This window comes from Mesorhizobium sp. M8A.F.Ca.ET.208.01.1.1, assembly GCF_004791315.1.
In the GTDB taxonomy this organism is placed as follows: domain Bacteria; phylum Pseudomonadota; class Alphaproteobacteria; order Rhizobiales; family Rhizobiaceae; genus Mesorhizobium.
In genome coordinates this window covers 37181-61537 of the sequence record NZ_SRUT01000006.1, presented here as the reverse complement: position 1 = coordinate 61537, position 24357 = coordinate 37181, and the positions used below count along the sequence as shown (strand labels likewise).

General features: G+C 64.6%; 23 protein-coding genes. 9 read left to right on the top strand and 14 right to left on the bottom strand.

Annotation, left to right across the window (positions count from 1 at the left end; all coding sequences use genetic code 11):
• Window position 1: 1 nt before the first annotated feature.
• The 6 genes from pheT to infC form a co-directional block, all read right to left on the bottom strand.
• Window positions 2–2410 carry a phenylalanine--tRNA ligase subunit beta gene (gene pheT / locus EN851_RS24245; protein ID WP_127873319.1) on the bottom strand — a complete coding sequence of 803 codons (2409 nt, stop codon included), beginning with the start codon at window positions 2408–2410 and terminating at the stop codon, window positions 2–4.
• A gap of 43 nt (window positions 2411–2453) precedes the next feature.
• Window positions 2454–3506, bottom strand: a complete 1053-nt coding sequence (pheS, locus tag EN851_RS24240; RefSeq protein ID WP_245511840.1) for a phenylalanine--tRNA ligase subunit alpha — start codon at window positions 3504–3506, stop codon at window positions 2454–2456.
• 305 nt (window positions 3507–3811) lie between these two features.
• Window positions 3812–4213, bottom strand: a complete 402-nt coding sequence (rplT, locus tag EN851_RS24235; protein WP_006201247.1) for a 50S ribosomal protein L20 — start codon at window positions 4211–4213, stop codon at window positions 3812–3814.
• 19 nt (window positions 4214–4232) lie between these two features.
• Window positions 4233–4436: a 50S ribosomal protein L35 gene (gene rpmI, locus EN851_RS24230; RefSeq protein ID WP_006201248.1), complete on the bottom strand. Its 204-nt coding sequence runs from the start codon at window positions 4434–4436 to the stop codon at window positions 4233–4235.
• Window positions 4437–4619: 183 nt separating this feature from the next.
• On the bottom strand, window positions 4620–5246 hold the full coding sequence (locus tag EN851_RS24225; RefSeq protein WP_127873321.1) for an isoprenylcysteine carboxylmethyltransferase family protein: 627 nt from the start codon (window positions 5244–5246) through the stop codon (window positions 4620–4622).
• A 240-nt stretch (window positions 5247–5486) separates the two neighbouring features.
• Window positions 5487–6023, bottom strand: coding sequence for a translation initiation factor IF-3 (infC, locus tag EN851_RS24220; protein ID WP_010912915.1), 537 nt, complete (start codon window positions 6021–6023; stop codon window positions 5487–5489).
• A gap of 220 nt (window positions 6024–6243) precedes the next feature.
• Here infC and EN851_RS24215 point away from each other — a divergent pair, with 220 nt between their 5' ends.
• From EN851_RS24215 to EN851_RS24200, 4 genes are all read left to right on the top strand, one after another.
• Window positions 6244–7011, top strand: a complete 768-nt coding sequence (locus tag EN851_RS24215; RefSeq protein WP_127873322.1) for an alpha/beta hydrolase — start codon at window positions 6244–6246, stop codon at window positions 7009–7011.
• Between the two features lie 2 nt (window positions 7012–7013).
• The gene (locus EN851_RS24210; protein ID WP_127873323.1) at window positions 7014–8156 is read left to right on the top strand and encodes a benzoate/H(+) symporter BenE family transporter; all 1143 of its coding nucleotides are present in this window, start codon (window positions 7014–7016) and stop codon (window positions 8154–8156) included.
• A gap of 117 nt (window positions 8157–8273) precedes the next feature.
• Window positions 8274–8756 (top strand): DUF2852 domain-containing protein, encoded by a 483-nt coding sequence (locus EN851_RS24205; protein WP_127873324.1) that lies wholly within the window; start codon window positions 8274–8276, stop codon window positions 8754–8756.
• Between the two features lie 99 nt (window positions 8757–8855).
• Window positions 8856–9614 (top strand): M48 family metallopeptidase, encoded by a 759-nt coding sequence (locus EN851_RS24200; protein ID WP_135930127.1) that lies wholly within the window; start codon window positions 8856–8858, stop codon window positions 9612–9614.
• 39 nt (window positions 9615–9653) lie between these two features.
• Here the strand turns inward: EN851_RS24200 and EN851_RS24195 are convergent, their stop codons facing one another.
• Entirely contained in the window at window positions 9654–9869 is a 216-nt protein-coding gene (locus EN851_RS24195; RefSeq protein WP_127873326.1) for a hypothetical protein, read from the bottom strand.
• 112 nt (window positions 9870–9981) lie between these two features.
• Between EN851_RS24195 and EN851_RS24190 the strand changes: the two genes are divergently transcribed.
• The 5 genes from EN851_RS24190 to EN851_RS24170 all read left to right on the top strand — a co-directional run bounded on the left by EN851_RS24190 (window position 9982) and on the right by EN851_RS24170 (window position 15308).
• Window positions 9982–10641, top strand: coding sequence for a phosphoribosylanthranilate isomerase (locus tag EN851_RS24190; protein WP_127873327.1), 660 nt, complete (start codon window positions 9982–9984; stop codon window positions 10639–10641).
• Between the two features lie 91 nt (window positions 10642–10732).
• A complete protein-coding gene (trpB, locus tag EN851_RS24185; protein ID WP_127279846.1) occupies window positions 10733–11953 on the top strand; it encodes a tryptophan synthase subunit beta in 1221 nt (406 codons plus the stop codon).
• Window positions 11954–12015: 62 nt separating this feature from the next.
• On the top strand, window positions 12016–12855 hold the full coding sequence (gene trpA / locus EN851_RS24180; RefSeq protein ID WP_127279847.1) for a tryptophan synthase subunit alpha: 840 nt from the start codon (window positions 12016–12018) through the stop codon (window positions 12853–12855).
• A gap of 48 nt (window positions 12856–12903) precedes the next feature.
• A complete protein-coding gene (gene accD, locus EN851_RS24175) occupies window positions 12904–13830 on the top strand; it encodes an acetyl-CoA carboxylase, carboxyltransferase subunit beta (protein WP_135882764.1) in 927 nt (308 codons plus the stop codon).
• 152 nt (window positions 13831–13982) lie between these two features.
• Window positions 13983–15308, top strand: coding sequence for a folylpolyglutamate synthase/dihydrofolate synthase family protein (locus EN851_RS24170; RefSeq protein ID WP_135862515.1), 1326 nt, complete (start codon window positions 13983–13985; stop codon window positions 15306–15308).
• 89 nt (window positions 15309–15397) lie between these two features.
• On the opposite strand, the gene EN851_RS24165 is transcribed toward EN851_RS24170, so the two are convergent.
• From EN851_RS24165 to EN851_RS24135, 7 genes are all read right to left on the bottom strand, one after another.
• A complete protein-coding gene (locus tag EN851_RS24165; RefSeq protein ID WP_127280588.1) occupies window positions 15398–15811 on the bottom strand; it encodes a type II toxin-antitoxin system VapC family toxin in 414 nt (137 codons plus the stop codon).
• A complete protein-coding gene (locus tag EN851_RS24160) occupies window positions 15808–16056 on the bottom strand; it encodes a plasmid stabilization protein (protein WP_127280589.1) in 249 nt (82 codons plus the stop codon). Before EN851_RS24160 ends, EN851_RS24165 begins: the two co-directional genes overlap by 4 nt.
• A gap of 132 nt (window positions 16057–16188) precedes the next feature.
• A complete protein-coding gene (locus tag EN851_RS24155; protein WP_127280590.1) occupies window positions 16189–16470 on the bottom strand; it encodes a cupin domain-containing protein in 282 nt (93 codons plus the stop codon).
• A 131-nt stretch (window positions 16471–16601) separates the two neighbouring features.
• On the bottom strand, window positions 16602–16925 hold the full coding sequence (gene trxA / locus EN851_RS24150; protein ID WP_015314366.1) for a thioredoxin: 324 nt from the start codon (window positions 16923–16925) through the stop codon (window positions 16602–16604).
• A 74-nt stretch (window positions 16926–16999) separates the two neighbouring features.
• On the bottom strand, window positions 17000–20506 hold the full coding sequence (gene addA, locus EN851_RS24145) for a double-strand break repair helicase AddA (RefSeq protein ID WP_135930126.1): 3507 nt from the start codon (window positions 20504–20506) through the stop codon (window positions 17000–17002).
• Complete coding sequence (gene addB / locus EN851_RS24140; RefSeq protein WP_135862510.1) at window positions 20503–23637, bottom strand: double-strand break repair protein AddB; 3135 nt, start codon at window positions 23635–23637, stop codon at window positions 20503–20505. Before addB ends, addA begins: the two co-directional genes overlap by 4 nt.
• Window positions 23634–24356 carry a nucleotidyltransferase family protein gene (locus tag EN851_RS24135; RefSeq protein ID WP_189521935.1) on the bottom strand — a complete coding sequence of 241 codons (723 nt, stop codon included), beginning with the start codon at window positions 24354–24356 and terminating at the stop codon, window positions 23634–23636. The genes addB and EN851_RS24135 overlap by 4 nt, the downstream gene beginning before the upstream one ends.
• Window position 24357: the final 1 nt, after the last annotated feature.

The window sequence follows — 24357 nt, the reverse complement described above, 5'->3', positions numbered from 1 at the left end:
TTTATCCCCGCAGCACGCCACCCGTTTGCTTGCCGACATTCTCGACGATGCGCTTGGCCAGCGCCTCGAAATCCTCGTCGGTCAGTGTCTTCTCGACCGGCTGGATAGACACTTCGACGGCAATCGATTTTTTGTCGGCTCCGAGCGACCCACCCTCGAAAATATCGAAGACCGAGACGCCGGTGATCAGCTTCTTGTCGGCGGCCAGTGCGGCGCGAACAAGCGTGCCCGCCTCGACCGCCTTGTCCACGACGAAAGCAAAATCGCGCTTCACCGCCTGGAAGGCGGAGAGTTCCAGCTTCGGCTTGGTCTTGGTCGGCTTTACCTTCGGCTCGGGCACGGCGTCGACGAACACTTCGAAGCCGCATAGCGGCCCGGAGACGTCGAGCCCTTCCAGCGTCTTCGGATGGAACTCACCGAACGTGCCGAGCACGGTCTTCGGACCGAGCTTGATCGTGCCGGAACGGCCGGGATGATACCAGGCCGGTCCGCCGGCCTCGATCTGCAGCCGTTCGACCGGCGCGCCGCAGGCTTCGAGTGCGGCGACCGCGTCGGCCTTGGCGTCGAACACCCCGACCGGACCGGAATTGCCGGCCCAGTTGCGGCCGGAGCCGTCGAGCTTGGCCGTGCCGCGGCGCACGCCGGCGGCGACGCGCCGCTGCTGGTCGGCGCCATCGCCCTCATAGGTGCCCGAGACCTCGAACAGCGCCACGTCGCCGATGCCCTTGTCGGCATTGCGCTGCGCAGCCGAAATCAGCCCCGGCAGCAGCGAGGGCCGCATGTCGGACATGTCGGCGGCGATCGGGTTGGCGAGTTTCAGCGCCGTCTGGCCGCCGCCGAACAGTTCGGCGTGTTTGGCCGGAATGAACGACCAGGTGACGGCCTCCATCATGCCGCGCACGGCAAGCGAACGCTTGGCGGCACGGGTGCGGATCTGCAGTGTCGTCAGGATCTTGCCGTTGACCACGTCATGCGCGCCGAGCGGCTGCGGCGCGATGTTGTCGACGCCATGGATGCGCATGACCTCCTCGACCAGATCGGCCTTGCCGTCGACATCGGGACGCCAGGAAGGCACGGTCACGTCGACGACGTCGCCCGATCCCTGCGCGTGGAAGCCGAGACGCGACAGGATGTCGAGGCTCTCCGCCTTTGGCACTTCGATGCCGGTCAGCCGCTTCACTTCCGACAGCGGAAGGGAAACGATCTTCGGCTGATGCCCGGCATAGCCGGCCACCTCGGTCTCCGTCGGTGTGCCGCCGCAGAAGTCGATCACCAGCTTGGTGGCCAGTTCGATGCCCGGAACCATGAATTCAGGATCGACGCCGCGCTCGAACCGGTAGCGCGCATCGGTGATGATGCCGAGCGTGCGCCCGGTGCGGGCCGTGGTGATCGGGTCCCACAGAGCGGATTCGATCAGCACGTCCGTCGTGGTCTCGTCACAGCCGGAATGCTCGCCGCCCATGATGCCGGCAATGGATTCGACGCCATTATCGTCGGCGATCACGCACATTTCCGGCGTCAGCGTGTACTCGCGCCCATCGAGCGCCTGCACCTTTTCGCCATCCCTGGCGCGGCGCACGACCAGATTGCCGGCGACCTTGGCGGCGTCGAAGACGTGCAGCGGTCGGCCGCGGTCGAAGGTGACGTAATTGGTAATGTCGACCAGCGCGCTGATCGGCCTCAGCCCGATGGCGATCAGCCGCTGCTGCAGCCATTTCGGCGACGGCCCGTTCTTGACGCCCTTGACCAGCCTGAGCGCGAAGCCCGGGCAAAGCTCCGGCGCCTCGATCGTCACCTTCACCGGGCACATGCCGCTGCCGACATGCGGCATGATCGCGCCGCCGACGAGGCGGCCGAGGCCGCTCGCCGCCAAATCCCGGGCGATGCCAAAGACGCTGGTGGCATCGGGCCGGTTCGGGGTCAGATTGATCTCGATGACCGGATCGTCGAGATGGGCATAGGACGCAAAGCTGGTGCCGACCGGCGCATCCTCGGGCAGGTCGATAATGCCATTATGTTCGTCGGACAGTTCCAGCTCGCGCTCGGAACACATCATGCCGTGGCTTTCGACGCCCCTGATCTTGCCGACCGCCAAAGTGACGTCGATGCCGGGCACATAGGTGCCGGGCGCGGCGAAGGCGCCGATCAGGCCGGCGCGAGCGTTGGGCGCGCCACAGACGACCTGCACCGGCGGCTTGCCGTCACCGGTATCGACGGTCAGCACCCGCAGCCGGTCGGCGTCGGGATGCTGCACTGCCGTCAGCACCTTGGCAATGACGAAGGGTTTCAGGCCTGCCTTGTCGTTGACATGCTCGACCTCGAGGCCGATCGAGGTCAGCCGCTCGACGATCTCGGCCAGCGTGGCGTCGGTTTCAAGGTGATCCTTGAGCCAGGAGAGGGTGAATTTCATTGGGCTGTTCCGTAATGGCTGGCGGCAGGAGTCTTCAGGGGTGTCACGCGCTCAAGCCTCCGAACAGCGTCGGCATGTCCAGCGGCCGGAAGCCGTAATGCGACAGCCAGCGCACATCCGCGTCGAAGAAGGCGCGCAGGTCCGGCATGCCGTATTTCAGCATGGCGATGCGGTCGATGCCCATGCCCCAGGCAAAGCCCTGGTATTCGTCGGGGTCGAGCCCGCCGGCCCTGAGCACATTGGGATGCACCATGCCGCAGCCGAGAATCTCCATCCAGTCGGAGCCTTCGCCGAAGCGCACCTCGCCTGGCCTTGAGCGGTCGCACTGGATGTCGACCTCGAGGCTCGGTTCGGTGAACGGGAAGAAGGACGGCCGGAAGCGCATCTTGACTTGCGGCACTTCAAAGAAGGCCTTGCAGAACTCTTCCAGCACCCACTTCATGTTGGCGACGTTGGCCGACTTGTCGATCACCAGCCCCTCGACCTGATGGAACATCGGCGAATGGGTGGCGTCGGAATCCTGGCGGTAGGTCTTGCCGGGAATGACGATGCGGATCGGCGGCTTCTGCTTCTCCATGGTGCGGATCTGCACTGGCGAGGTGTGGGTGCGCAACAGCTTGCGTTCGCCCTTCTCGTCCGGCTGGAAGAAGAAGGTGTCGTGCATCTCACGCGCCGGATGGCCCTCCGGGAAATTCAGCGCGGTGAAATTATAGTAGTCGGTCTCGATGTCGGGACCTTCGGCGATGGCGAAGCCGAGATCGCCGAAGATCGCCGCGATCTCGTCGATGACCTGGCTGATCGGATGGATGCGGCCGCGCTCGGCCGGCGACTGCCGCACCGGCAGCGTCACGTCGACCTTTTCGGCGGCCAGCCGGGCGGCGATCGCCACATCCTTCAGATCAGCCTTGCGGGCCGTCAGCGCCTCGGTGACGCGGTTCTTGAGGCCGTTGATGGCGGGGCCCTTGACTTGGCGCTCCTCGGCGGTCATGGCGCCAAGGGTTTTCAGCATCTCGGACACGGTGCCCTTCTTGCCGAAGGCAGCGATGCGCACGGCCTCGATGGCCGGCTCATCGGCGGCCGACGCGATCTCAGCCATCAGGGAATTTTCGAGCGTATCCAAGCCGGTAGTTGCGTCGTTCACGGTCAAACTCGCTACGTTGGAAGTCAGCTTTAAAGTGAAAGTCACTTCTAAGTTGAAAGTTCAGGCATCAGAGACAAAAGAACCCGCGCCAGCCGTGCCAGCGCGGGTTCCCCAAATCAGAATTGCGAATGCTTGGGAAGCGCTGGGCTCGGAGCCCGATCCCGAAAAGTTGCAGACTTTTCGGAAAAGATCGCGCTCCTCGCTAATTTCCCTGGAGCATGATGTTGTCCAAAAAGTCAGAAACTTTTTGGCATCATGCTCTAGGCGACAGCGCTTTCAAAAGCGTTCGGCGTGGTGTTCTTCAGGTATTCGAGCGCGACCTTGGCCTTGGCGACCAGGGCGGCGAAAGCCTGCGGCTCGTGGATGGCCATGTCGGACAGGATCTTGCGATCGATCTCGATGCCGGCCTTGTTCAAACCGTCGATGAAACGGCCATAGGTCAGGCCGTGCTCGTGGGTCGCGGCGTTGATGCGCTGGATCCACAGCGCGCGGAACGAGCGCTTGCGGTTCTTGCGGTCGCGATAAGCGTACTGCAGGGACTTTTCCACCGCCTGCTTGGCGATGCGGATGGTGTTCTTGCGACGGCCGTAAAAACCCTTGGCGGCTTTCAGGACCTTCTTGTGCTTGGCGTGCGAGGTGACGCCTCTTTTTACGCGTGCCATGTCATGATCTCCTTAAAACTTAAAGGCCGTTCGGAAGAAAATTCTTGATGACCTTCTTGCCATCCGGTTCAGCCAGAACCATCGTGCCGCGGGCATTTCGAATGAACTTGTTGGAACGCTTGATCATGCCGTGACGCTTGCCGGCCGCAGCCGACAGCACTTTACCCGTACCTGTGATCTTGAACCGCTTCTTGGCGGCCGATTTGGTCTTCATCTTGGGCATTTTGCTACTCCGTATTGTTGGCGCACGATCGCGCTTCTTGTTCGCTCCAGGCCGACCAAAGCCCGAAAAGCAAATGAAACCGCCACGGCATGCCCTGCCGGGCGGTTTTCTTGGAACGGCGGTGCTATAGATCAAAGATGGCGCGGGCGCAACACCTCAGGCCGTGCGACGCACTGTCCCCTCTCAGGGCAGCCTGAACCACACCGGCAGCACGCCCGACAGTTGCGCGCCGTCGATCAGTTCGAAAGCCGGCAGCGCAATGAGAAACACCAGCCCGTCGAGCAGTGTGGTCAAAAGCAGGCGCGGCTTGAAGCTGCCGGTGTCGCCTTCCTGGTAGAGCGAAAGCTTGGGGAAGAAGCGCGGCACGCGCGCCAGATAGTCCGCATAGGGTGCGCCGAGCGCCTCCTTGAGGAATTTCTCCTCGCGCAGGATGACGATATGGAAGGCACCGGCGCACAGAACCGCGAAAAGGATGATGCCGGAGAACGAGCCGATCTGCGCGCCGACGCCGGCGGCGGCGACGGTCGAGAACACGTAGAGCGGATTACGGGTGATCGAGTAGGGGCCGCCGGTCACCACCTCGGACGACTTGCGTCCGCCTATATAGAGCGTCGCCCACAGGCGCCCGACGATGCCGAGGAAAATCAAGAGCACGCCGAACATCTCGATCGATTCATGGACCGGCGTGTCCGGCGGGAAGGTCGACTGGCCGAAAAGCAATGCCAGAAACAGCACCACCACGAGCACGGCAAGCACCAGCCGGCGCATCTGCTGGTAGTTGCCCAGCCCGTGTTTGTATTCTGTGTCCAAGATTGGGATCCGATCGTCGAGGAGCCTGGCCGGCGATCGCAGCTCTAGCCAGGAATGGCGTCCCGCCGATCGCCGGGACGCCTCTGTAGCACAATTCAGGCGGATTTTGGCGCGATGACGAGGCCTGACGTCATCGTGATCCAAGCGGGTTCCGCAAAAGTGTCCACGGTTTTGCGGTGAGAATCCGCGACAACCATGGAAACTATGCAGACGACGCGTTGCGAAGCGAGCGGAGTCTGCTTAGCGCGGCGCCAGCACCATCATCATCTGGCGACCTTCGAGCTTCGGCTCGGCTTCCACCTTGGCGATGGTCGCCACTTCCTCGCGCACCTTGTTCAGAAGCTGCATGCCGAGTTCCATATGCGCCATCTCGCGGCCGCGGAAGCGCAGCGTCAGCTTGACCTTGTCGCCTTCCTCGAAGAAGCGGCGAACCGCCTTCATCTTGGTCTCGTAGTCATGGCTGTCGATGTTCGGGCGCATCTTGATCTCCTTGATCTCGATGACCTTCTGGTTCTTGCGCGCCTCGGCCGCCTTCTTCTGGTTGGCGTATTTCAATTTGCCGAGATCGAGGATTTTTACGACGGGGGGCACCGCGTTGGGCGATATTTCGACCAGATCGAGCCCGGCCTCTTCGGCGAGCAGCAATGCGTCGTTGATGGAAACATCGCCGCGGTTCTGGCCTTCGGCGTCGATAAGCTGGACCCGGGGAACCCGGATGTCACGGTTGGAGCGCGGCCCATCCTTGGTCGGCGCCGCTGCTTTGAAAGGTCTGCGAATGGTCGTGGTCTCCTTGGCCGTTTCGTTCAGGGTTCGCATGAATCTGTGTGCGGACGCGCCAATGTGGGAAGCGCGCGGCGCAAGTCAATAGCACAGCGTTCTCAAGAAATCACCTGATCACGAGCCTGTGCCAAGCAAAGAAACATCGCGAGCACTTTCCGTCTTGCCTTTGGCCGTGCCAAAAGCGACGCGTGAAAAAAACCGGGACCGCCCCACAGCCATGACCTCCGCTCCGACCTTTCTTGATGTTGATGGATCCGATATCGCCGTGCGCCATGCGGGTGGCTCGACGCCCGGCATCGTCTGGCTCGGCGGCTACAAGTCGGACATGCTGGGCACGAAGGCCGAGACGCTGTCGGACTGGGCGGCACGGGAAGGCCGGGCCTTCCTGCGCCACGACTATTCGGGCCATGGCGAATCCGGCGGCGCCTTCGCCGACGGTACGATCTCGAAATGGCTTGCGCAAAGCCTTGCGGTTTTCCGGCATTTCGCCAAGGGCGATCAGGTCCTGGTCGGCTCGTCGATGGGTGCCTGGATCGCGCTGCGCATGGTGCAGGAGTTGCGCAAGGCGGGCGATGCAAGCGTCGTCGGCCTGGTGTTGCTGGCGCCGGCACCCGATTTCACCAGCGACCTGATCGAGCCGGTGCTGACCGAGGCGCAGAAACGCGACCTCGCCGAAAAGGGGTTCTTCGCGGAGCCGTCGGACTATTCCGCCGAGCCTTACGTCTACACGCGCGCGCTGATCGACGACGGGCGCGAAAACCGGATGATGACCGGGCCGATCGACACGCATTGCCCGGTTCACATCCTGCAGGGGCTGGCCGATGCGGACGTGCCATCGAGCCACGCGTTGAAGCTCGCCGCCCTGCTGCCGGCCGACGATGTCACGCTGTCGCTGATCCCCGACGGCGACCATCGCCTGTCGCGCCCGCAGGATCTCGACATGCTGGTGCGGGCGGTCGGCGACATCGCCGGACGAGGCAAGTAACGATGCGCCTTTCCATCCCGATCTCCGCTTTTGTCGCGGCAATCGTCGGTTTCGGCGGCACGCTGGCCATCGTCATAGCCGCCGCCAAGGCGGTCGGCGCGACGCAGGTCGAGACGGCGAGCGGTGTGACGGCGATCTGCCTGGCCATGACGGTCGAGTGCCTGTTGCTGTCATGGCGCACGAAAATGCCTGTCATCACTGCCTGGTCGACGCCGGGCCTGGCACTGGTCGCCGCCTCGAGCGGCTTTTCGATGGGCGAGGCCGTCGGCGCCTATATCGTCACGGGCGTGCTGTTGGTCGCGACCGGCCTGTTTGGGCCGCTGACCCGGCTGATATCGAGAATACCGGCTTCGGTCGCCTCAGGCATGCTGGCCGGCATCGTCGTCACTTTCGCCATCAATGCCATGAAAGCCATTCCGGCGGACCCTTGGCTCATCCTGCCGCTGATCGCGGCGTTCTTTGTCATCCGGCTGTTCAATCCGGCACTGTCGGTACTGGCGGTGCTGGTCGGCGGCGGTCTCGCCGCGTTCCTCACCGGCCGTGTCGGCGGGCTGCCGACACCCGAGCTGTCGACTCTGACACTGATTACACCTGATTTCACCGCCAAGGCGATGATTGGGCTGGCGCTGCCGCTCTATCTCGTCACCATGGCTTCGCAGAATCTCTCCGGGCTCGCCGTGCTGCGCGCCGCCGGCTACCACCCCGAGCCGGGCCCGCTGATCGGCGTCACCGGCCTGTTTTCGCTGCTGTCGGCGCCGTTCGGCGGTTCGACCACCAATCTGGCGGCGATTTCGGCGGCGATCTGCACCGGGCCGGACGTTCATCCCGACCCCGCCGAGCGCTGGAAGACCGGGCCGTTCTATGCGCTTGCCTATCTGATCTTCGCGATCTTCGGCGCCTCGCTGGTAGCGATCTTCGCCGTCCTGCCGCAGAGCCTGATCGTGCTGGTGGCGGGTCTTGCGCTGATGGCGTCGCTGGCCAACGCGCTGGCGATCGCGCTGAAGGACGAAGGCGACCGCATGGCCGCCACCGTCACCTTCGTCGTCACCGCCTCCGGGCTGACACTGTTCGGTGTCGGCGCCGCATTCTGGGGCCTGATCGCCGGGCTGGTCGTGCTTTTCCTCGATGCGCTCAAAAAGCGATAATCATTTCAGAAGCTTGTCCGGTTTTGGCGAACATTGTCTTGAATCGCGGTTTTCTCCTTCCCATTTCGATTCCACGCAGCCGGTTCTGGCTGTCTCCAACCGAAGGAATGGGAGAAAATGAACACATCTGCATTGATCCGCCCGGCCTGGACGCCGGCGACCATCGCGTTGATGGTGATCGGCTTCATGGTGTTCTGGCCGCTCGGCTTCGCCATGCTCGCCTACATCATCTGGGGCGACCGGCTCGAGGGCTTCAAGCGTGACGTCAACCGTGCGACCGACGGCATCTTCGCCGGCTGCCGCCGTGGGTCCGACAAGGCCGCGCGCTGGGGCAATGGCTCCGCCCGCACCGGCAACGTCGCTTTCGATGACTGGCGCGAAAAGGAGCTTGAGCGTCTGAACGAAGAGCGCCGCAAGCTCGACGAGATGCTGACCCAGTTCGACGAGTACGCTCGCGAATTGCGCCGCGCCAAGGATCAGGACGAGTTCGACCGGTTCATGGCCAACCGCAACAAATCGACGGCTCCGGCGAAGACCGACCCGAGCACCGGAACGACGCCCACCAAGCGTGGCAAAGGCTCGAACCTGCTCGACGACTGAGGCCCAGCGACAGGGCCAAGGTATGATGACGGCGTCGCGCGAGCGGCGCCGTTTCTTTTTTGTTCTATTCGTTTTCCTCGAATCGCGTATCGTCCCGCCATGACCATCGGGTTCTTCCGCAATCTGACGAAGCCCAAGCCCACGCCTGCCGTGGAACGGGAATACTGTGTCGCCGGGCGTACGCTGCCGCTCAAGATCGTCGAGAGCGCCAGGGCAAAGCGCCTGACGCTGCGCATCGATTCCGGCGGCCAGGGCCTGCGCATCACCGTGCCGCCAGGCCTGCGGCGCGGCGAGGTCGACAGGTTCCTCGACCGCCACCAGGACTGGCTGGAGCAGCGTCTGGCCAAGGTGCCGGCTCGTCCTCAAGTAAGACCAGGTATCAAGATCCCGGTGCGCGGCGTGCCGCATCGCATTGTCCACGAACCGTCAAAGCGCGGCACCGTCACCATATCGCGCGACGAGCGCGGCCCGCTGCTGATCGTGCATGGCGAGCGCATCCATCTGCCGCGCCGCATCGCCGATTTTTTGAAGCGCGAGGCCAAGAAGGATATCGAGAAGCTGGTGGTCAAGCATACGGAGGCGCTCGGCAAGCGCGCCAAGGCGATCCGCTACAAGGACACCTCCAGCCGCTGGGGCTCCTGCACCTCCGAAGGCAATCTGTCCTTCTCCTGGCGCATCATGATGGCGCCGCAGCCTGTGATAAACTACCTCGTCGCGCATGAAGTGGCGCATCTCAAGGAGATGAACCACGGCCCGAAATTCTGGAAATTGTGCGAAAAGCTCTGCCCCGACACGGACCGCTGCAAGGATTGGCTGAAGCGCAACGGCGGCGCCCTGCAGGCGATCGTTTTCGAATAGGGATAGCGGACGGCGGCGTTTCAGCTACCGGCCACGCACTCAATCATCGTTCGCCGCATTGAGCTCCTCCGGGCGCAGTCCTTCGTCGGTATGCGGCCAGGGCAGAAAATTCCGGTCGAAGGCATCGCCGCCGAAATAATCCAGCGCCCGATGCGCTTCGGCGCCGTTGAAGGCGGCCTTGTCCATGAGATGCGCGATCACCTCGCGCGCCTGCGCGATCTTCTGCTTCAGTTCGGCAACGGTCTGGTCGGCCATGGCTGTGCTCCCGCCTTGCATGCTGTCCTTCCATAGGTAGCGCCTTTGGCCTTGCCGGCAAACAGCATGCTTTTTCTCGACTCTTGGCGCTTTTCATGTCAATTCCCGCGCCATGGCGCTCGACATCAAGATCTGCGGCTTGAAGACCGACCAGGCAATAGGCGCGGCGCTGGCCGGCGGCGCCAGCCATGTCGGGTTCATTTTCTTCGCCAAAAGCCCGCGCTACGTCGAACCGGCCGAAGCTGGCCGTCTGCGCCAAGCGGCGCGCGGCAAGGCCCTGGCGGTTGCCGTCACCGTCGGCGCCAATGACCCCTTCCTCGATGAAATCGTGGAAAAGATGCAGCCCGACATTCTGCAATTGCACGGCTCCGAAACCCCCGAGCGAGTGGCCGAACTGAAAGCCCTCCATGGCCTGCCGGTGATGAAGGCGTTGCCGCTCGGCGATGCTGCCGATCTCGAACGGATAAAGCCGTTCGTCGGCATCGCGGACCGCTTCCTGTTCGACGCCAAGCCGCCAAAGGGCTCCGAGCTGCCGGGCGGCAATGGCGTCGCCTTCGACTGGCGCATCCTTGCCGGCCTTGACGCCGGGATCGATTACATGCTTTCCGGTGGGCTCAACGCCGCCAACATCGGCGACGCCCTTCGGCTTGCAAACCCGCCCGCAATAGACATTTCCTCGGGCGTGGAGAGCGCGCCGGGCGTCAAGGATCCGGCGCTGATCGAACAGTTTTTCCGGGCCGTCAGGGCCGCGCGCGACGACCGCGCCGCCTGAACAAATTTCGAACCCTGAGCATGTCCCGGAAAAGCGGGAACCCGGTTTTCCGACAGGGACATGCTCAAAGTACAGATCTAGGAGATCGGCGATGAACAAGCCGGCGACACCCAATTCCTTCCGTACTGGACCCGACGAGCAGGGCATGTTCGGCATTTTCGGCGGCCGTTTCGTTGCCGAAACGCTGATGCCCCTCATCCTCGACCTGGAGAAAAACTGGAACGAGGTCAAGAACGATCCGGATTTCAGGGCCGAGCTGACCGATCTGTCCACCCACTATGCCGGGCGGCCGTCAAAGCTGTATTTCGCTGAAGGCCTGACGAAGCATCTTGGCGGCGCGAAAGTCTATTTCAAGCGCGAGGATTTGAACCACACCGGCTCGCACAAGATCAACAATTGCCTCGGCCAGATCCTGCTGGCCAAGCGCATGGGCAAGAAGCGCATCATCGCCGAGACAGGTGCCGGCCAGCATGGCGTGGCGTCCGCGACCGTCGCCGCCCGCTTCGGCTTTCCCTGCGTCGTCTATATGGGTGCGACCGACGTTGCCCGGCAGAGCCCCAACGTTTTCCGCATGAAGCTGCTTGGCGCCGAAGTGCGGCCGGTGACCGCGGGCCACGGCACGCTGAAGGACGCCATGAACGAAGCCCTCCGCGATTGGGTGACCAATGTCGAGGACACCTATTATTTGATCGGTACCGCCGCCGGCCCGCATCCCTATCCGGAACTGGTGCGCGACTTCCAGTCGGTGATCGGCACCGAGGCACGCGCGCAGATCCTCGAACAGGAGGGACGGCTGCCCGACACCATCATCGCCGCAGTCGGCGGTGGTTCCAATGCCATCGGCATGTTCCATCCCTTCCTCGATGACAGGCAAGTCCGCATCATCGGCATCGAGGCCGGCGGGCGCGGCCTCGACGGCATCGAGCATTGTGCCTCGATGAACGCCGGCTCTCCAGGCGTGCTGCACGGCAACCGCACCTATCTCCTGCAGAACGCCGACGGCCAGATCATGGACGGCCATTCGATCTCGGCCGGCCTCGATTATCCCGGCGTCGGTCCGGAGCATTCCTGGCTGCGCGATTCCGGCCGTGTCGAATACGTGCCGATCCTCGACGACGAGGCGCTCGAAGCCTTCAAGCTGACGACGCGCGTCGAAGGCATCATCCCGGCGCTGGAATCGGCGCACGCCATCGCCCATGCGGTCAAGATCGTACCCGCCATGGACAAGGACCAGATCGTGATCGTCAACCTGTCCGGCCGTGGCGACAAGGACGTGCACACGGTGGCCTCGATGCTGGGCATGGAGATCTAGGCCCTTTGGACAGTTTCGATTTGGGAGTTGATTATGAGCAAAATTCGTCCAAAGGGCCAGACATGACCACTCGCATCGACCGCCGCATGGCGAAGCTCAGGAACGAAGACCGCCCGGCGCTCGTCACCTATTTCATGGGTGGCGACCCCGACTATGAAACCTCGCTGTCGATCATGAAGGCGCTGCCCAAGGCGGGTGCCGACGTGATCGAGATGGGGATGCCGTTCTCCGACCCGATGGCCGACGGCCCGGCGATTCAGGCCGCCGGCCTGCGCGCGCTGAAGGGCGGCCAGACGTTGGTGAAGACGCTGAAATTGGCGTCCGACTTTCGCGCTGGCGATGACGAAACGCCTATCGTGCTGATGGGCTATTACAACCCGATCTACATCTACGGCGTCGACCGCTTCCTCGTCGACGCCAAGGCGAGCGGCATCGATGGGCTCATCGTCGTAGACCTGCCGCCGGAGATGGATGAGGAGCTGTGCATTCCGGCGCTGAAGGCCGGCATCAACTTCATCCGGCTGGCGACGCCGACCACCGACGACAAGCGCCTGCCCAAGGTGCTGCAGAACACGTCCGGCTTCGTCTACTACGTCTCGATGACCGGCATCACCGGTGCGGCACTCGCCGACACCGGCAAGGTGGCGTCGGCGGTCAAGCGCATCAAGGGTCACACCGACCTGCCTGTCTGCGTTGGCTTCGGCGTCAAGACCGCCGAACAGGCGCGCGTCATCGGCGCCAACGCCGACGGCGTCGTCGTCGGCACGGCGATCGTCAACGCGGTCGCCAATGTGCTGGGGCCGAAGGGCGAAAAGACCGCCGATCCGGCCGAGGCCGTCGCCACGCTGGTCAGCGGCCTGGCGCAAGGCGTGCGCTCGGCCCGCCTTGCTGCTGCCGAATAGTTTTCCTACGTCTTTACCCAACTCTTCGTCAGGACAGGAGCCGAAGCGATGAACTGGATCACCAATTACGTTCGCCCGAAGATCAACTCGATGCTCGGCCGGCGTACCGACATGCCCGAGAATCTCTGGATCAAGGATCCCGAGACCGGCGAGATGGTGTTCCACAAGGATCTGGAATCCAACCAGTTCGTCATCCCGTCCTCCGGCCATCACATGAAGATCTCGGCCAAGGAGCGGCTGAAATTCTTCTTCGATGACGGCAAGTACGAGACCCTGGACAACCCCAAGGTCATGCAGGATCCGCTGAAATTCCGCGACGAGAAGCGCTATGTCGACCGGCTGAAGGACGCCAAGGCCAAGACCGGCCTGGAAGACGCCATCATCAATGCGCTGGGGACCGTCGAGGGCCTGCCGGTGGTGGTGACGGTGCAGGATTTCGCCTTCATGGGCGGCTCGCTCGGCATGGCGGCTGGCGATGCCATCGTACATGGCTTCGAGGTCGCCTTGCAACGCAAGCGGCCGCTGATCCTGTTCGCCGCTTCCGGCGGCGCCCGCATGCAGGAAGGTATTTTGTCCCTCATGCAATTGCCGCGCACCACGGTCGGCGTCGACCGGCTGAAGGAAGCCGGCCTCCCTTATATCGTCGTGCTGACCAATCCGACCACCGGCGGCGTCACCGCCTCCTACGCCATGTTGGGCGACGTGCACATTGCCGAGCCCGGCGCGCTGATCGGCTTTGCCGGGCCGCGTGTCATCGAGCAGACCATCCGCGAGAAATTGCCGGACGGCTTCCAGCGCGCCGAATATCTGATGGAGCATGGCATGGTCGACATGGTGGTGTCCCGGCTGGAGATGCGCCAGACGATCGCGCGTCTGCTCAAGATGCTGCTCAAGATGCCGGAAGAGCAAAAGCCGCTGGAACCGGAAATCCTGCCGCCGGCCGTGCTTGCCGCCGAAGCCCGGCCACAGGCTTGACGCTACGATGGCCGGAGGTGAGCCCGGCCTGGCGCGACATTGGCCGCCGCGAACAGCGATTGCGCGCCGCCCATGACGCGCTGTAGCCTTTTGATAGCCGTGGTCATTGCGGGAGCGATTCTGGCTCTCGGGCCATGCGCCGGGATTGTGCCATGACGACGCTTGCCGCCGACCGCGAAATCGAAGCCCTGATGGCGCTTCACCCGAAAGGCTTCGACCTTTCGCTCGATCGCATCACGCGGCTGCTGGAGCGGCTGGACAATCCGCAGGATTTGCTGCCGCCGGTCATCCACATTGCCGGCACCAACGGCAAGGGCTCCTGCGCCGCCTTCTCGCGGGCGCTGCTGGAAGCTTCCGGCCGCCTCGTCCACGTCCACACTTCGCCGCATCTGGTCAGCTGGCACGAGCGCTACAGGCTGGCCGCCGAGGGCGGCGGCAGGCTGGTCGACGATGACATCTTCGCCGAGGCCATCGCCCGAGTCGCCAAGGCCAATGCAGGCCAGAAGATCACCGTCTTCGAAATCCTCACCGCCGTCACCTTCATCCTGTTCTCGGAACATCCGGCCGATGCCGCCATCATCGAGGTCGGTCTTGGCGGCCGCTTCGACGCCACCAACGTCATCGCGCGGCCGGCCGTGTCGGTGATCATGCCGGTGTCGATGGACCACGAGGCCTATCTCGGCGACCGTGTGGAGCTGATCGCCGCCGAAAAGGCCGGCATCATGAAACGCGGCTGTCCCGTGGTCATCGGCGCCCAGGAAAGCGAGACGGCGCTGCAGGTGCTGATCGACACCGCCGAGCGGCTGGAATGCCCGACCCTCGTCTATGGCCAGGATTTTCTCGCTTTCGAGGAAAACGGCCGCATGGTCTACCAGGACGATGATGGCTTGATGGACCTGCCGTCGCCGCGCCTGCCCGGTCGCCACCAGTTCGCCAATGCCGCCGCCGCGATCGCCGCGGTCAAGGCCGCCGGCTTCGAGATCAGCCACCGCGCCGCCGAGAAGGCGATGACCAGTGTCGCCTGGCCCGGCCGCATGCAGAAGCTGGGGCAGGGCAGGCTGGCGGAACTGGCGCCGAAGGGCGCCGACATCTGGCTCGATGGCGGCCACAATCCGGGCGCCGGCGTGGTCGTCGCCGAAGCGCTGGCCGAGCAGGAAGAAAAGAACCCGCGCCCGCTGTTCCTCATTTCGGGCATGATCAACACCAAGGACCAGAGCGGCTATTTCCGCGCCTTCAAGGGCTTGGTCAGGCATGTCTACACGGTGCCAGTGAGCCAGAGCGATGCCGGCGTGCCGAACGACGAACTGGCGGTCCGCGCCACGGAAGCCGGACTGACGGCCGAACCGGTAAGCTCCGTCGCCAGCGCGCTCATGCTGCTGCGCGACACCTGGGACGGCCCGCCGCCACGCATCCTGATTGGCGGGTCCCTCTATCTGGCCGGTGCGGTGCTGGCTGAAAACGGCACGCCGCCGACCTGAGGGCGGCTACAGTTTCGACGCCTTGCATCTTTAGACGCCTGCGGCGGAATTCTGCTATCTCGCTTTTGACCGAAAGATCCGAGGGCGGTTCAGAAGTCCCACGGCGAGATTAGGTCAAGGCTGGTGGCACTAAAGTCATTGAGATTGCGCGTTGCCAGTCGACCACCATTCACCCGCGCTATTGCCGCGATCATGCCACCGGGAGCTGACATGCCGCGGCCTTGGCGCGTGGCGAACCCCATGATCTCGCCATAAGCCAAGGCAGCTTCTTCCGTCAGCCCAAAAATCCGGTCGGCAAATCGATGGCGCCATCGTGAAAGTCCCTGCTCCAGCCGATCGGCTCGCTCATCGGGCCGTATCTTTTGAATGCCAAAGGCGATTTCCGCAATCGTCACCGTGGGAAGGGCCAGTTCGGCGTCGTTGCGGACGAGCCACGCCAGCACGGCCGGGTTCGGCGCCTTCTTGAAGGACTCCGAAATCACGTTGGTATCGACGAAAATCAAAGCTCAAGCCCTGAATGAACCTGGCGAGCTTCGTGAATAACTTCCTCCAGATCGATGTCGACGCCGGCGCTCGCGATCAGGCTGGCATAGAAGGTTGATGCGGGTTCGCGGCCCGCTTCACGGATTTCGTATGATTCAAGCGCACGTTCGACCACATCGGCTATCGAACGATTTTCGCGACGAGCCAGTCTGTGAGCCAGGTCGCGTGCTTTTGCGCTGCGGACTGAGAGCTGTGGTTCGGCCATGTCAAACTCCCGTTTGGAAAGAGATATAGACCGATCAGCACCTGCCATCAAGATGGCAGGGGATGGCATGCCAGCACATCGTGCCGATCAGTCGATGAATTTCCCGGTGTAACTATCGGCGAGCGAATGGCCCTATTTCAGCTCGATCTCGATAAAAGCGTACTCGCCGTCATTGGCGCTGATGACGTCGTGTTCGACGCCCTCCTTGCGGAAATAGGGGGAACCTTTCTTCATATCGGCGAAGGTTTCACCGTCCTTGGTCACCAGCTTCAGCTTGCCGTCCATCAGCGGCACCACGACATAGTCGTGGCCGTGGCGATGCCAGCCAGTGTTGTCGCCCGGCTGGAAGCGGTATTCGGTGACGATGACGCGCTCATTGTCGATGAAGACTGTGGCCTTGGCGGATCCGGTCATTTCTCTCTCCTGCTTCTGCCGCCAACAGAAGACATGGAGGGCGCCGATGTGAGTGCCAGAGCGGCGCACCGATGGCGCCAACAAAAAGCCCGGCGCGATGGCCGGGCTCAATGCTTCGAATTCAAATGGTATCAGGCGAGATTGCCATTGACCCAGTGCGACAGCGCGGTCTTGGGCGCGGCGCCAACCTTGATGTCGGCCACTTCGCCGCCCTTGAAGATCATCAGCGTCGGGATCGAGCGCACGCCAAACTGGGCGGCAAGCTCGGGATTCTCGTCGATGTTGAGCTTGGCGATCTTGACCTTGGCGCCGAGTTCGGTGGCGATGTCCTCAAGCGCCGGTGCGATCATCTTGCAGGGGCCGCACCACTCCGCCCAGAAATCAACCACGACCGGTACCTGGGCATTGAGCACATCGGCCTGGAAATTGTTCTTGTCGACCTTGACGGTGGTCATGCGGAAATCCTTTCGAAATTTTTCGTCGCACCAAATGTGGTGGTTGCCGCGCCCTTCTTCAAGCAGTTCTTGTGTCACGCTCCCGTGAGTCGGGCAAGGGCGTCGTCCATGGCCCGGGCCGGGAGCTCGATCAGCCTAGGCGTTTCGGTGAACAGCAGGGCCGCCTTGATTTCCCGCCCGGGATAAAGCGGCTGCAGCAGGGCGCGATAGAGCGCGAGCTGAAGCAGATAGGCCGGCGGGACTTCGGCCAGGGAGGCGGGTGCGGGCCTGTTGGTCTTGTAGTCGACGATCGAGACCGTATCCGGCGTCACCGCCAGCCGGTCGATCTTGCCGGAGATGGAGCGGATTTTGCCCTTGACCTCCAGGCTGCCCATGATCGCGACCTCCGCACGTGATGACGGCGCGAACAGTTGACCGAGGCCGGGGTCGGCAAGGATGGCCATGACCGATGCCAGGGCCCTTTCGCGCTCGGCTTGCGGCCACCCCGCACCCGTTCGCGAGAGGTAACGCTCCGCCGCGCTTTGGCGGCCGCTCTCGGCAATGCCGGGCAGCATCTGCAGCAGTTTGTGCAAAGCGAGCCCGCGCATCACCGCAAAACCCGGCTCGGCATCGGCGTCCAGCACCGGCGAGGCCTTGTCGACAACCGCTTCCTTGCCTTCCTCGATCAGCGCCGAGGCGCCCGATGGCGACAACGGTCGCGGCAGGTCCTCGAAAGGCGGCAAGGGCCGGAACAGGGTCGCCGGCAACGGGCCGAAAGCATCGGCTTGCCGCGCCTGTTCACTGACGCCTGGCGCGACCGGCGGCAAGTTGGTGACATGGAAACGATGCACCGGCTCGCCGCCGGCGGGGTGCGGACGCTGTTCGCTTTCCGGCGCACCGATCAGCGCGCGGCTGACGATCGAATGCCAGGTTCCGGTGTTCGGCGCCCGCTTGCCGTGATAGCCGCAGACGATCAGCCGGTCCTCCGCGCGCGTCATGCCGACATAGAGCAGCCGGCGGTATTCATCGTCGGCGAGTTCGCGGGCGCGAGCAGCCGCCGTTTTCGAAAAGCCGTTGGCGACGTCGCTGGCCGAACGCCAGAGATAGCCCTTGCCGTCCCAATGCCTGCCCGATCCCTCGAAAGGCATCAGGCGCGGCAAATGCTGGTCGCTGAAGGGAGCGGAACCGCCGTCGACCAGGAACACCACCGGCGCCTCCAGGCCCTTGGCGGCGTGCACGGTCATGACCCGGACCTCGTCGCGGGTCTGATCCATCTCGCGCTTGATCTCGGGGCCGGCGTTTTCCAGCGTCGACAGGAAGGCTTCCAGCCCGGGCAGGCCGGTCCGCTCGTCCGCAAGGCAGAAGCTCAGGAACTCATCGAGAATATCGCCGGCTTCCGGCCCGAGCCGGGCGACCATCTTGCGGCGCACGCCATCGCGCGCCAGCAGGCCGGCATAGAACTCGAACACCGGCTTGAAGGCGGCCTCATCAGCCCAGAGGTCAAGCTGAGCGACGACCTTTGCGAGGGCTTCGTCGTCGCCGGCTTGCTGGCGCAGCGATGCCGCCAGCGACACGCCGGCCGGCCTCTGCGCGGCGAGCGTGAACAGCCTCTCCTCCGGCAGGTCGAAGATCGGGCTGCGCAGGACGGCGGCGAGCGACAGGTCATCCTGCGGCTGGATCAGCAGATGGCCGAGCGCGATCAGATCCTTGACCGCGATATGGCCGGGCAAGCTCAGCCGGTCGGCGCCGGCGACCGGAATGTCGCGACGCTTGAGCGCGCGGGTCAGCGCGTGGACGAAGCTGTCGCGCTTGCGCACCAGCACCAGCACGTCGCCCGGCCGCAGCCGCTTGCCACGGCCCTCGATGATTTCGCCCATGCCGATCCACCCGGCAATGGTGGCCGCGACATGCTCGGCGACGCGCACCGCCGGCGCATGGGCATGGTCGATCGCTTGCGTCCAGTCGTCGGGCTCGTCGACGGCCTCGGCGCCGATCGACGGCCACACCTCGACATAGCCCGGCGCATCGGTGCGGATCGCCTTGTGGTCCAGCGGATCGGGGTCGTGGCTGATGCCGCGCCGCACGGTCGGATCGGCAAAGACGCGGTCGACGGCGGCCAGCACATCGTCCGTGGAGCGGAACGACCAGGTCAGCTTGAGGTCGGCGAAGGATGCATCGGCCTCGCGCACCCGCCCGGCGAACAACAGCCGGCTGTCGGCGAAGGAGTCCGGGGCGGCACCCTGGAAGGAATAAATCGACTGTTTCTCGTCGCCGACGGCAAAGACCGTGCGGTGCACCCGATCGCGCGCACCGAAGCCGGCAAAGAATTCTTCCGCCAGCCTCTTCACCACTTCCCATTGATCCGGGCTGGTGTCCTGCGCCTCGTCGAGCAGGATGTGGTCGATACCCTGGTCGAGCTTGTACTGCACCCATGGGCCGGCATCGGGCCGCGCCAGAAGGTTCACCGTGCGGGTGATCAGGTCGTTGAAGTCGAGAAAGCCGCGGCTGCGCTTCAGCACTTCGTAGCGCGCGATCAGCCAGTCGGCGATGGTGAGCGCCGCACGTGTGCCTTCCAGCATCCGGAACAGCGCCAGCCGGTCGACGGTCTCCACGATGGCGCCGGCCGCCGAGAGATAGCGCTCGGCAAGGTCCGGCAGCCGGTCGGCCAGCGCCTTCTTGAAGGCCTTTGCCGGATCATAGGGATCGCCATCGGTCTTGAGGAAGGCTCTTGCCAGGAGTTGCAGCCGACGAACGGGATCGCCCTCGGCGAAAGCCTGGCGCGCATAGGGCAGGATGTTGTTCAGCACCGATCTGGCGTCGGTGGCTTCGGCTGCCTGGACAAAGCCGGCAAAATAGTCCGGCAGGAAGCCGGGCAGCGGCCATATCGACGCCGCTATGCCTTCGGCGGTCTGGCCGGGGCGGAAATGGAACTCATCGAACAAGGGCTGGAAGCCGTCGCGCCCGACGGCATCGAGGAAATGGCGCAACCCATCGCGCTTGCGCACGATCTCGCCGAGCAGGGCGTCGAGACCGGCCTCCCCCCCACGTTCCAGGACAGTGGCGAAGGCCTCGGCTAAATTCCTGTCGCCGGCGGCAGAGATCATCTCGCGGCGCGCGGCAGCAAAAAGCGAGGCCTCCATCTGGCTGTCGAGCATCTCGAAATGGGCGGGGATGTTGGCTTCGAGCGGGAATTGATGCAGCACGGATTCGCAGAAGGCGTGGATCGTCTGGATCTTCAGCCCGCCAGGCGTTTCCAGGGCCTCGGCGAACAGGCGGCGGGCTCTGCGCATGGTGTCGCGATCGGGCCGGCGCCCCTCCAGCGCCCCGACTTTGGAAGCCAGCTCCGCGTCGCCAAGCGTCGTCCACTCCGACAGCGTGGAAAAAACCCGGTTCGACATGTTGGCGGCCGCGGCGCGCGTATAGGTCAGGCACAATATCTTCGACGGGTCGGTGCCGTTGAGCAGCAGCCGGATGACGCGCTGGGCAAGCACATGGGTCTTGCCCGATCCCGCATTGGCCGACACCCAGGCGGAATTGCCGGGATCGGCGGCGCGGGCCTGGCTCGAAGCCGTGTCGGTCGGGATCGGATAGGCTTTCTTCATGCCTCTCCGCCCTCGTCCCCGGCGTCTCCGCCGGCGGACCATTCGAGTACGCGGGCGAGGTGGTCGTAGTCGCCGTCGGTTTCGCCTTCGCGAAACGGCAGCGCGCGCGACAGATAGCCGGTCGCCGGGTCGGCATAATGGATCAGCAGCTTTTCCAGCCGCGCCCAGGCCTCTTCGGCGAGATCGGCCGCGGTGCGTGGCTGGCGGTTGTGTTCGAGTATGGACTCTTCGAACACCTCGCCATTCGGCTTCAGCCTGATGAAGGCCAGTTGCGACGGCTCGCGTGCCCCCAGGTCCTTGAACGCGCCACGCCTCAGCAGCGCGCCTTCCAGCGCCAGTTGCGGCGCCAGCAGCGTATGCGCCTGCGCCTTCGAAGGCGAGGAACCCGTCTTGTAGTCCAGAATGTCGGCCATGCCGCCGGCCAGCAGATCGACCCTGTCGGCGTAACCGGACAGCGTCACCCCGGACTGTCCGACCACGGTTTTCCCAGCCCTCTCCTCGGCATGCCGCTGGACCACCGCATCGGCGCGCGTGCGCTCCCATTCGATGATGTTGGCGGCGAGCTTTTCGAAACGTGGCCACCACACGGCCTCGACATCGGCCGGAAGCGCCGCCTCGGCAAAACAGGCGCGGCCGGCGGCGATGAGCCCGGCCAGCGCGTCCGGCGCGCGCGGGTCGGCCACCTCGGAGGAGAAGAGATGCAGGATGGCGTGAAACAGCGTGCCGCGCTCGGCCGCGCCCGGATCACGGATGAGCGGATCGAGCGGCATCAGGCCGAGGATCCTTCGGGCGTAGATGGCGTAGGGGTCGCGGCGCAGCGTCTCGATCTCGGTGACCGAGAAATGGCCCGGGCGAACCGGCAATGGCGGTTTCGGCTGCGGCCGCGGCGCGAAATCCCGCTTCGGCCCTGTGTCGAGCGCGCGTGCCCAGGCAAGCAATTCATCGCCGCGCCGGCGCAGCGCTGTCGCCTGGTCGTTGCCGATGAAGGTGAGCAGCCGCTGCAACCAGCGCGACGGCACGGCGGGCGCGTCGCCGGCGCGCGCCGAGCGCGCCAGCAGCACCTTCCTGGCACCCATGGCCATCTGGAAGTCATGCGCGGCGAGGCCGATGCGCCGCTCTGGCGGTTCGAGATCGATGCCGGTCTTCATCAGCCGCGACATGAAGCGGTCGCTCTCCGGCTTGCGCGGCCAGACCCCTTCGTTGAGCCCACCGATGACCAGTGTGTCGACGTGCTGCAGCCGGGCTTCCAGCGCGCCCCAGATGGCGATGTTCCTGTCGGTGCCTTGCGCCGGCTTGACGGTCTCGGGCGCGATCAGCGCCTCCATCACGTCAGGCCATTCGATTGCCGCGAACGACAGCGGCGCCGAAGCCGCGACCAGCCCGCGCAAAAGGTCGGCGAGCTTTTCGCCGGCATCGCCGGCGTAGAGTTCGCCAAGGCCGCCATCGGCGGAACTGCCGAGATTCTCCAGGGCAACGACGCTGGTCTCGACCAGCGCGGCAAGGCCGGCTTCCGCCTGGCCCCGAAAGGCTGAAAGCGGCGCCAGCGCTTGCTTGAGACGTTCAAGCAAATTCCGCGCGCCTTCGATGGAGCGCACGGTCAGCCGGGCAAACCAGAAGGGCGGCCGGCTGTCATCGCCAAGGCCGGTGAGGCGGGCCTCGAAAAGGTCCGGCAGCGACGCAATGTCGGGGCGGCCGGTGCCGCCGCGCAGCGCCACCAGTTCGACCAATTCCGCCGCGTGGCGCACATCGCCGCGTTCCAGGCCGAGGCCGAGCAATGGATGCTTGAGCAGCGACAACAGGCCGACCGGATCTCCCGGCCGGAACACGGCCTCGAGCGCCAGCCTGAGCAGGCTGGCCGCCGGCGTGTTGGAAAGCGGCGTGCCGCCGGAATCGTCCGCAACGACACCGAAGCGCTTGAGCTCGACACTGACGCGGCGCGCCAGCGCGCGGTCGCCGGTCACGAGAGCGGCCCTTTGGCCGGGTTCTTCCACGGCCTGCTTGAGCGCGACCGCGATCGCGACGGCCTCGTCGCGCTCGCTTGCCGCTTCGAGCAGCGTCACGTCGGCGAAGGCGGCGGCAATATCGGACGCTGAAAACCCGTTTCGCGTCTCCGCCCACAATTCGGTGGTCTCGGCCGGCCGCAACGCCTCGCCGACAAGGGCCGCGCGGAGCGCGAGCTTCGGCTCGGCCGCGCCGATCTCCTCGACATCGCCGCGCAGCACGCCAATCTTGCCGATCAGCTTCGCCAGGCCGTATTGCGGATGGCCAAGCACGGCTGGACGCGCGCCTGGCGCCACGAGCGCCTGGAAGGAGGCTTCGTCCAGTAACTGGTCGAGCCCGGGCAACACGATGGCGCCACCGGTGAGGCCGGCGATGGTCGCAAGCAGCTCCGCCGTGGCGGGGATGGAGCCGGTGGACCCCGCGGCTATGACCGGCCCGGCGGGCGGATTGCGCCGCAGCCGCGCGGCCTCGGCGCGGATCAAGGCGCTGCGATGCGCTGCCGGGTTGGAGCGGTCGCTTTCTTCGAGGAATTTCGGCCAGGCATCGGTGACGATGCCGAGGAATTCGAGCGTCACCTGCCACCATCCGGCAAGGTTCCCGCTCACCAGGCCGGCAAGTTTGGCCCAGTCGGTGCCTTCCGTCTCGATCTCGTCCATCAGTCCGGTCAGATCGCGCGCCAGCCAGATCGCGTCGGCGGTGGAGGCAGGCACAACGATCTCCTCGGCGAAGAGCGCCGCGACATGGGCGGGCAACCGGCGTTTCCACGCCCGCACCAGCGGCGTCAGCAGCAACAGCCGTTCGGTGGCGGCGATCGGCGGCGCCAGATCGATTGCCGCCGATGGCTCGGCCTCGAACAAGGCTTCATCCTCGTCGAATTCGCCGAGCGGACGGATCACCGGCAGGATCGCCGAACCGCCGCCGCCACGCGCCTTCAGGCTGTCGACGAACACGCCGCGCAAGGCACGTGCGGCACGGCGCGTCGGCACATAGATGGTGACGTCGGCCAGGGCGAGCGGATCGCCGTCGAAACGAAATCCGGGGACAAGCCGGCCGGCAAGCAGCGCCTCGGCCAGCGTCGGCAGAAACGGCGCTCCGGAGGGAATGGAGAAAACGCGGCTTGAGCCGCTCATTGCGATCCGATGAGTGCGCCAGCCACCGCGTCTTCGGCGAGCGGAATGGCATCGGGCGTGCCGACGGTTATCCAGCGACCATGCATCGGCATGCCGAACAGGCGGCCGCCGGCAATCGCCTTGTCGAAATAGGCGTTGAGCGAATGCGGTTCGGCGGTTGCGTCCTTGAACAGGCGCGGATGGATGATCGCGGCGCCGGCATAGATCAGGCCGGCAGGATCGCCTTTCGAACGCCGCAGCGCGCCGTCCGGCGCCACCAGGAAATCGGTGCTGCCACAATGGCCTGTCGCCTGATGGAGATCCGCCAGCATCAGCAGAATATCCATTTTCGCCGCGTCCCATGCAAGGGCGAGCCGCCTGAGATTGAGCGGGCCGTGGTCGATCCAGAATGTATCGGCGTTGAGGATGTAGAACGGCTGTTGGCCGAGTTCCGGCAGCGCCTTGACGATGCCGCCGGCGGAATCGAGCAGCCGGTCGCTTTCATCGGAAATGACGATGCGCGGCGCGCGGCGCGCGGCGACATGGGCGATGATCTGTTCGGGAAGGTAATGGACATTGACCACCGCCGTGCCGACGCCGGCCGCGGCCAGGCTGTCGAGGCCCCAGTCGAGCAGCGTCTTGCCGGCGATCCGAACCAGCGGTTTGGGGATGGTGTCGGTGATCGGCCGCATGCGCTTGCCAAGCCCCGCGGCAAGTACGATGGCGGTGTCCGGTCTCATT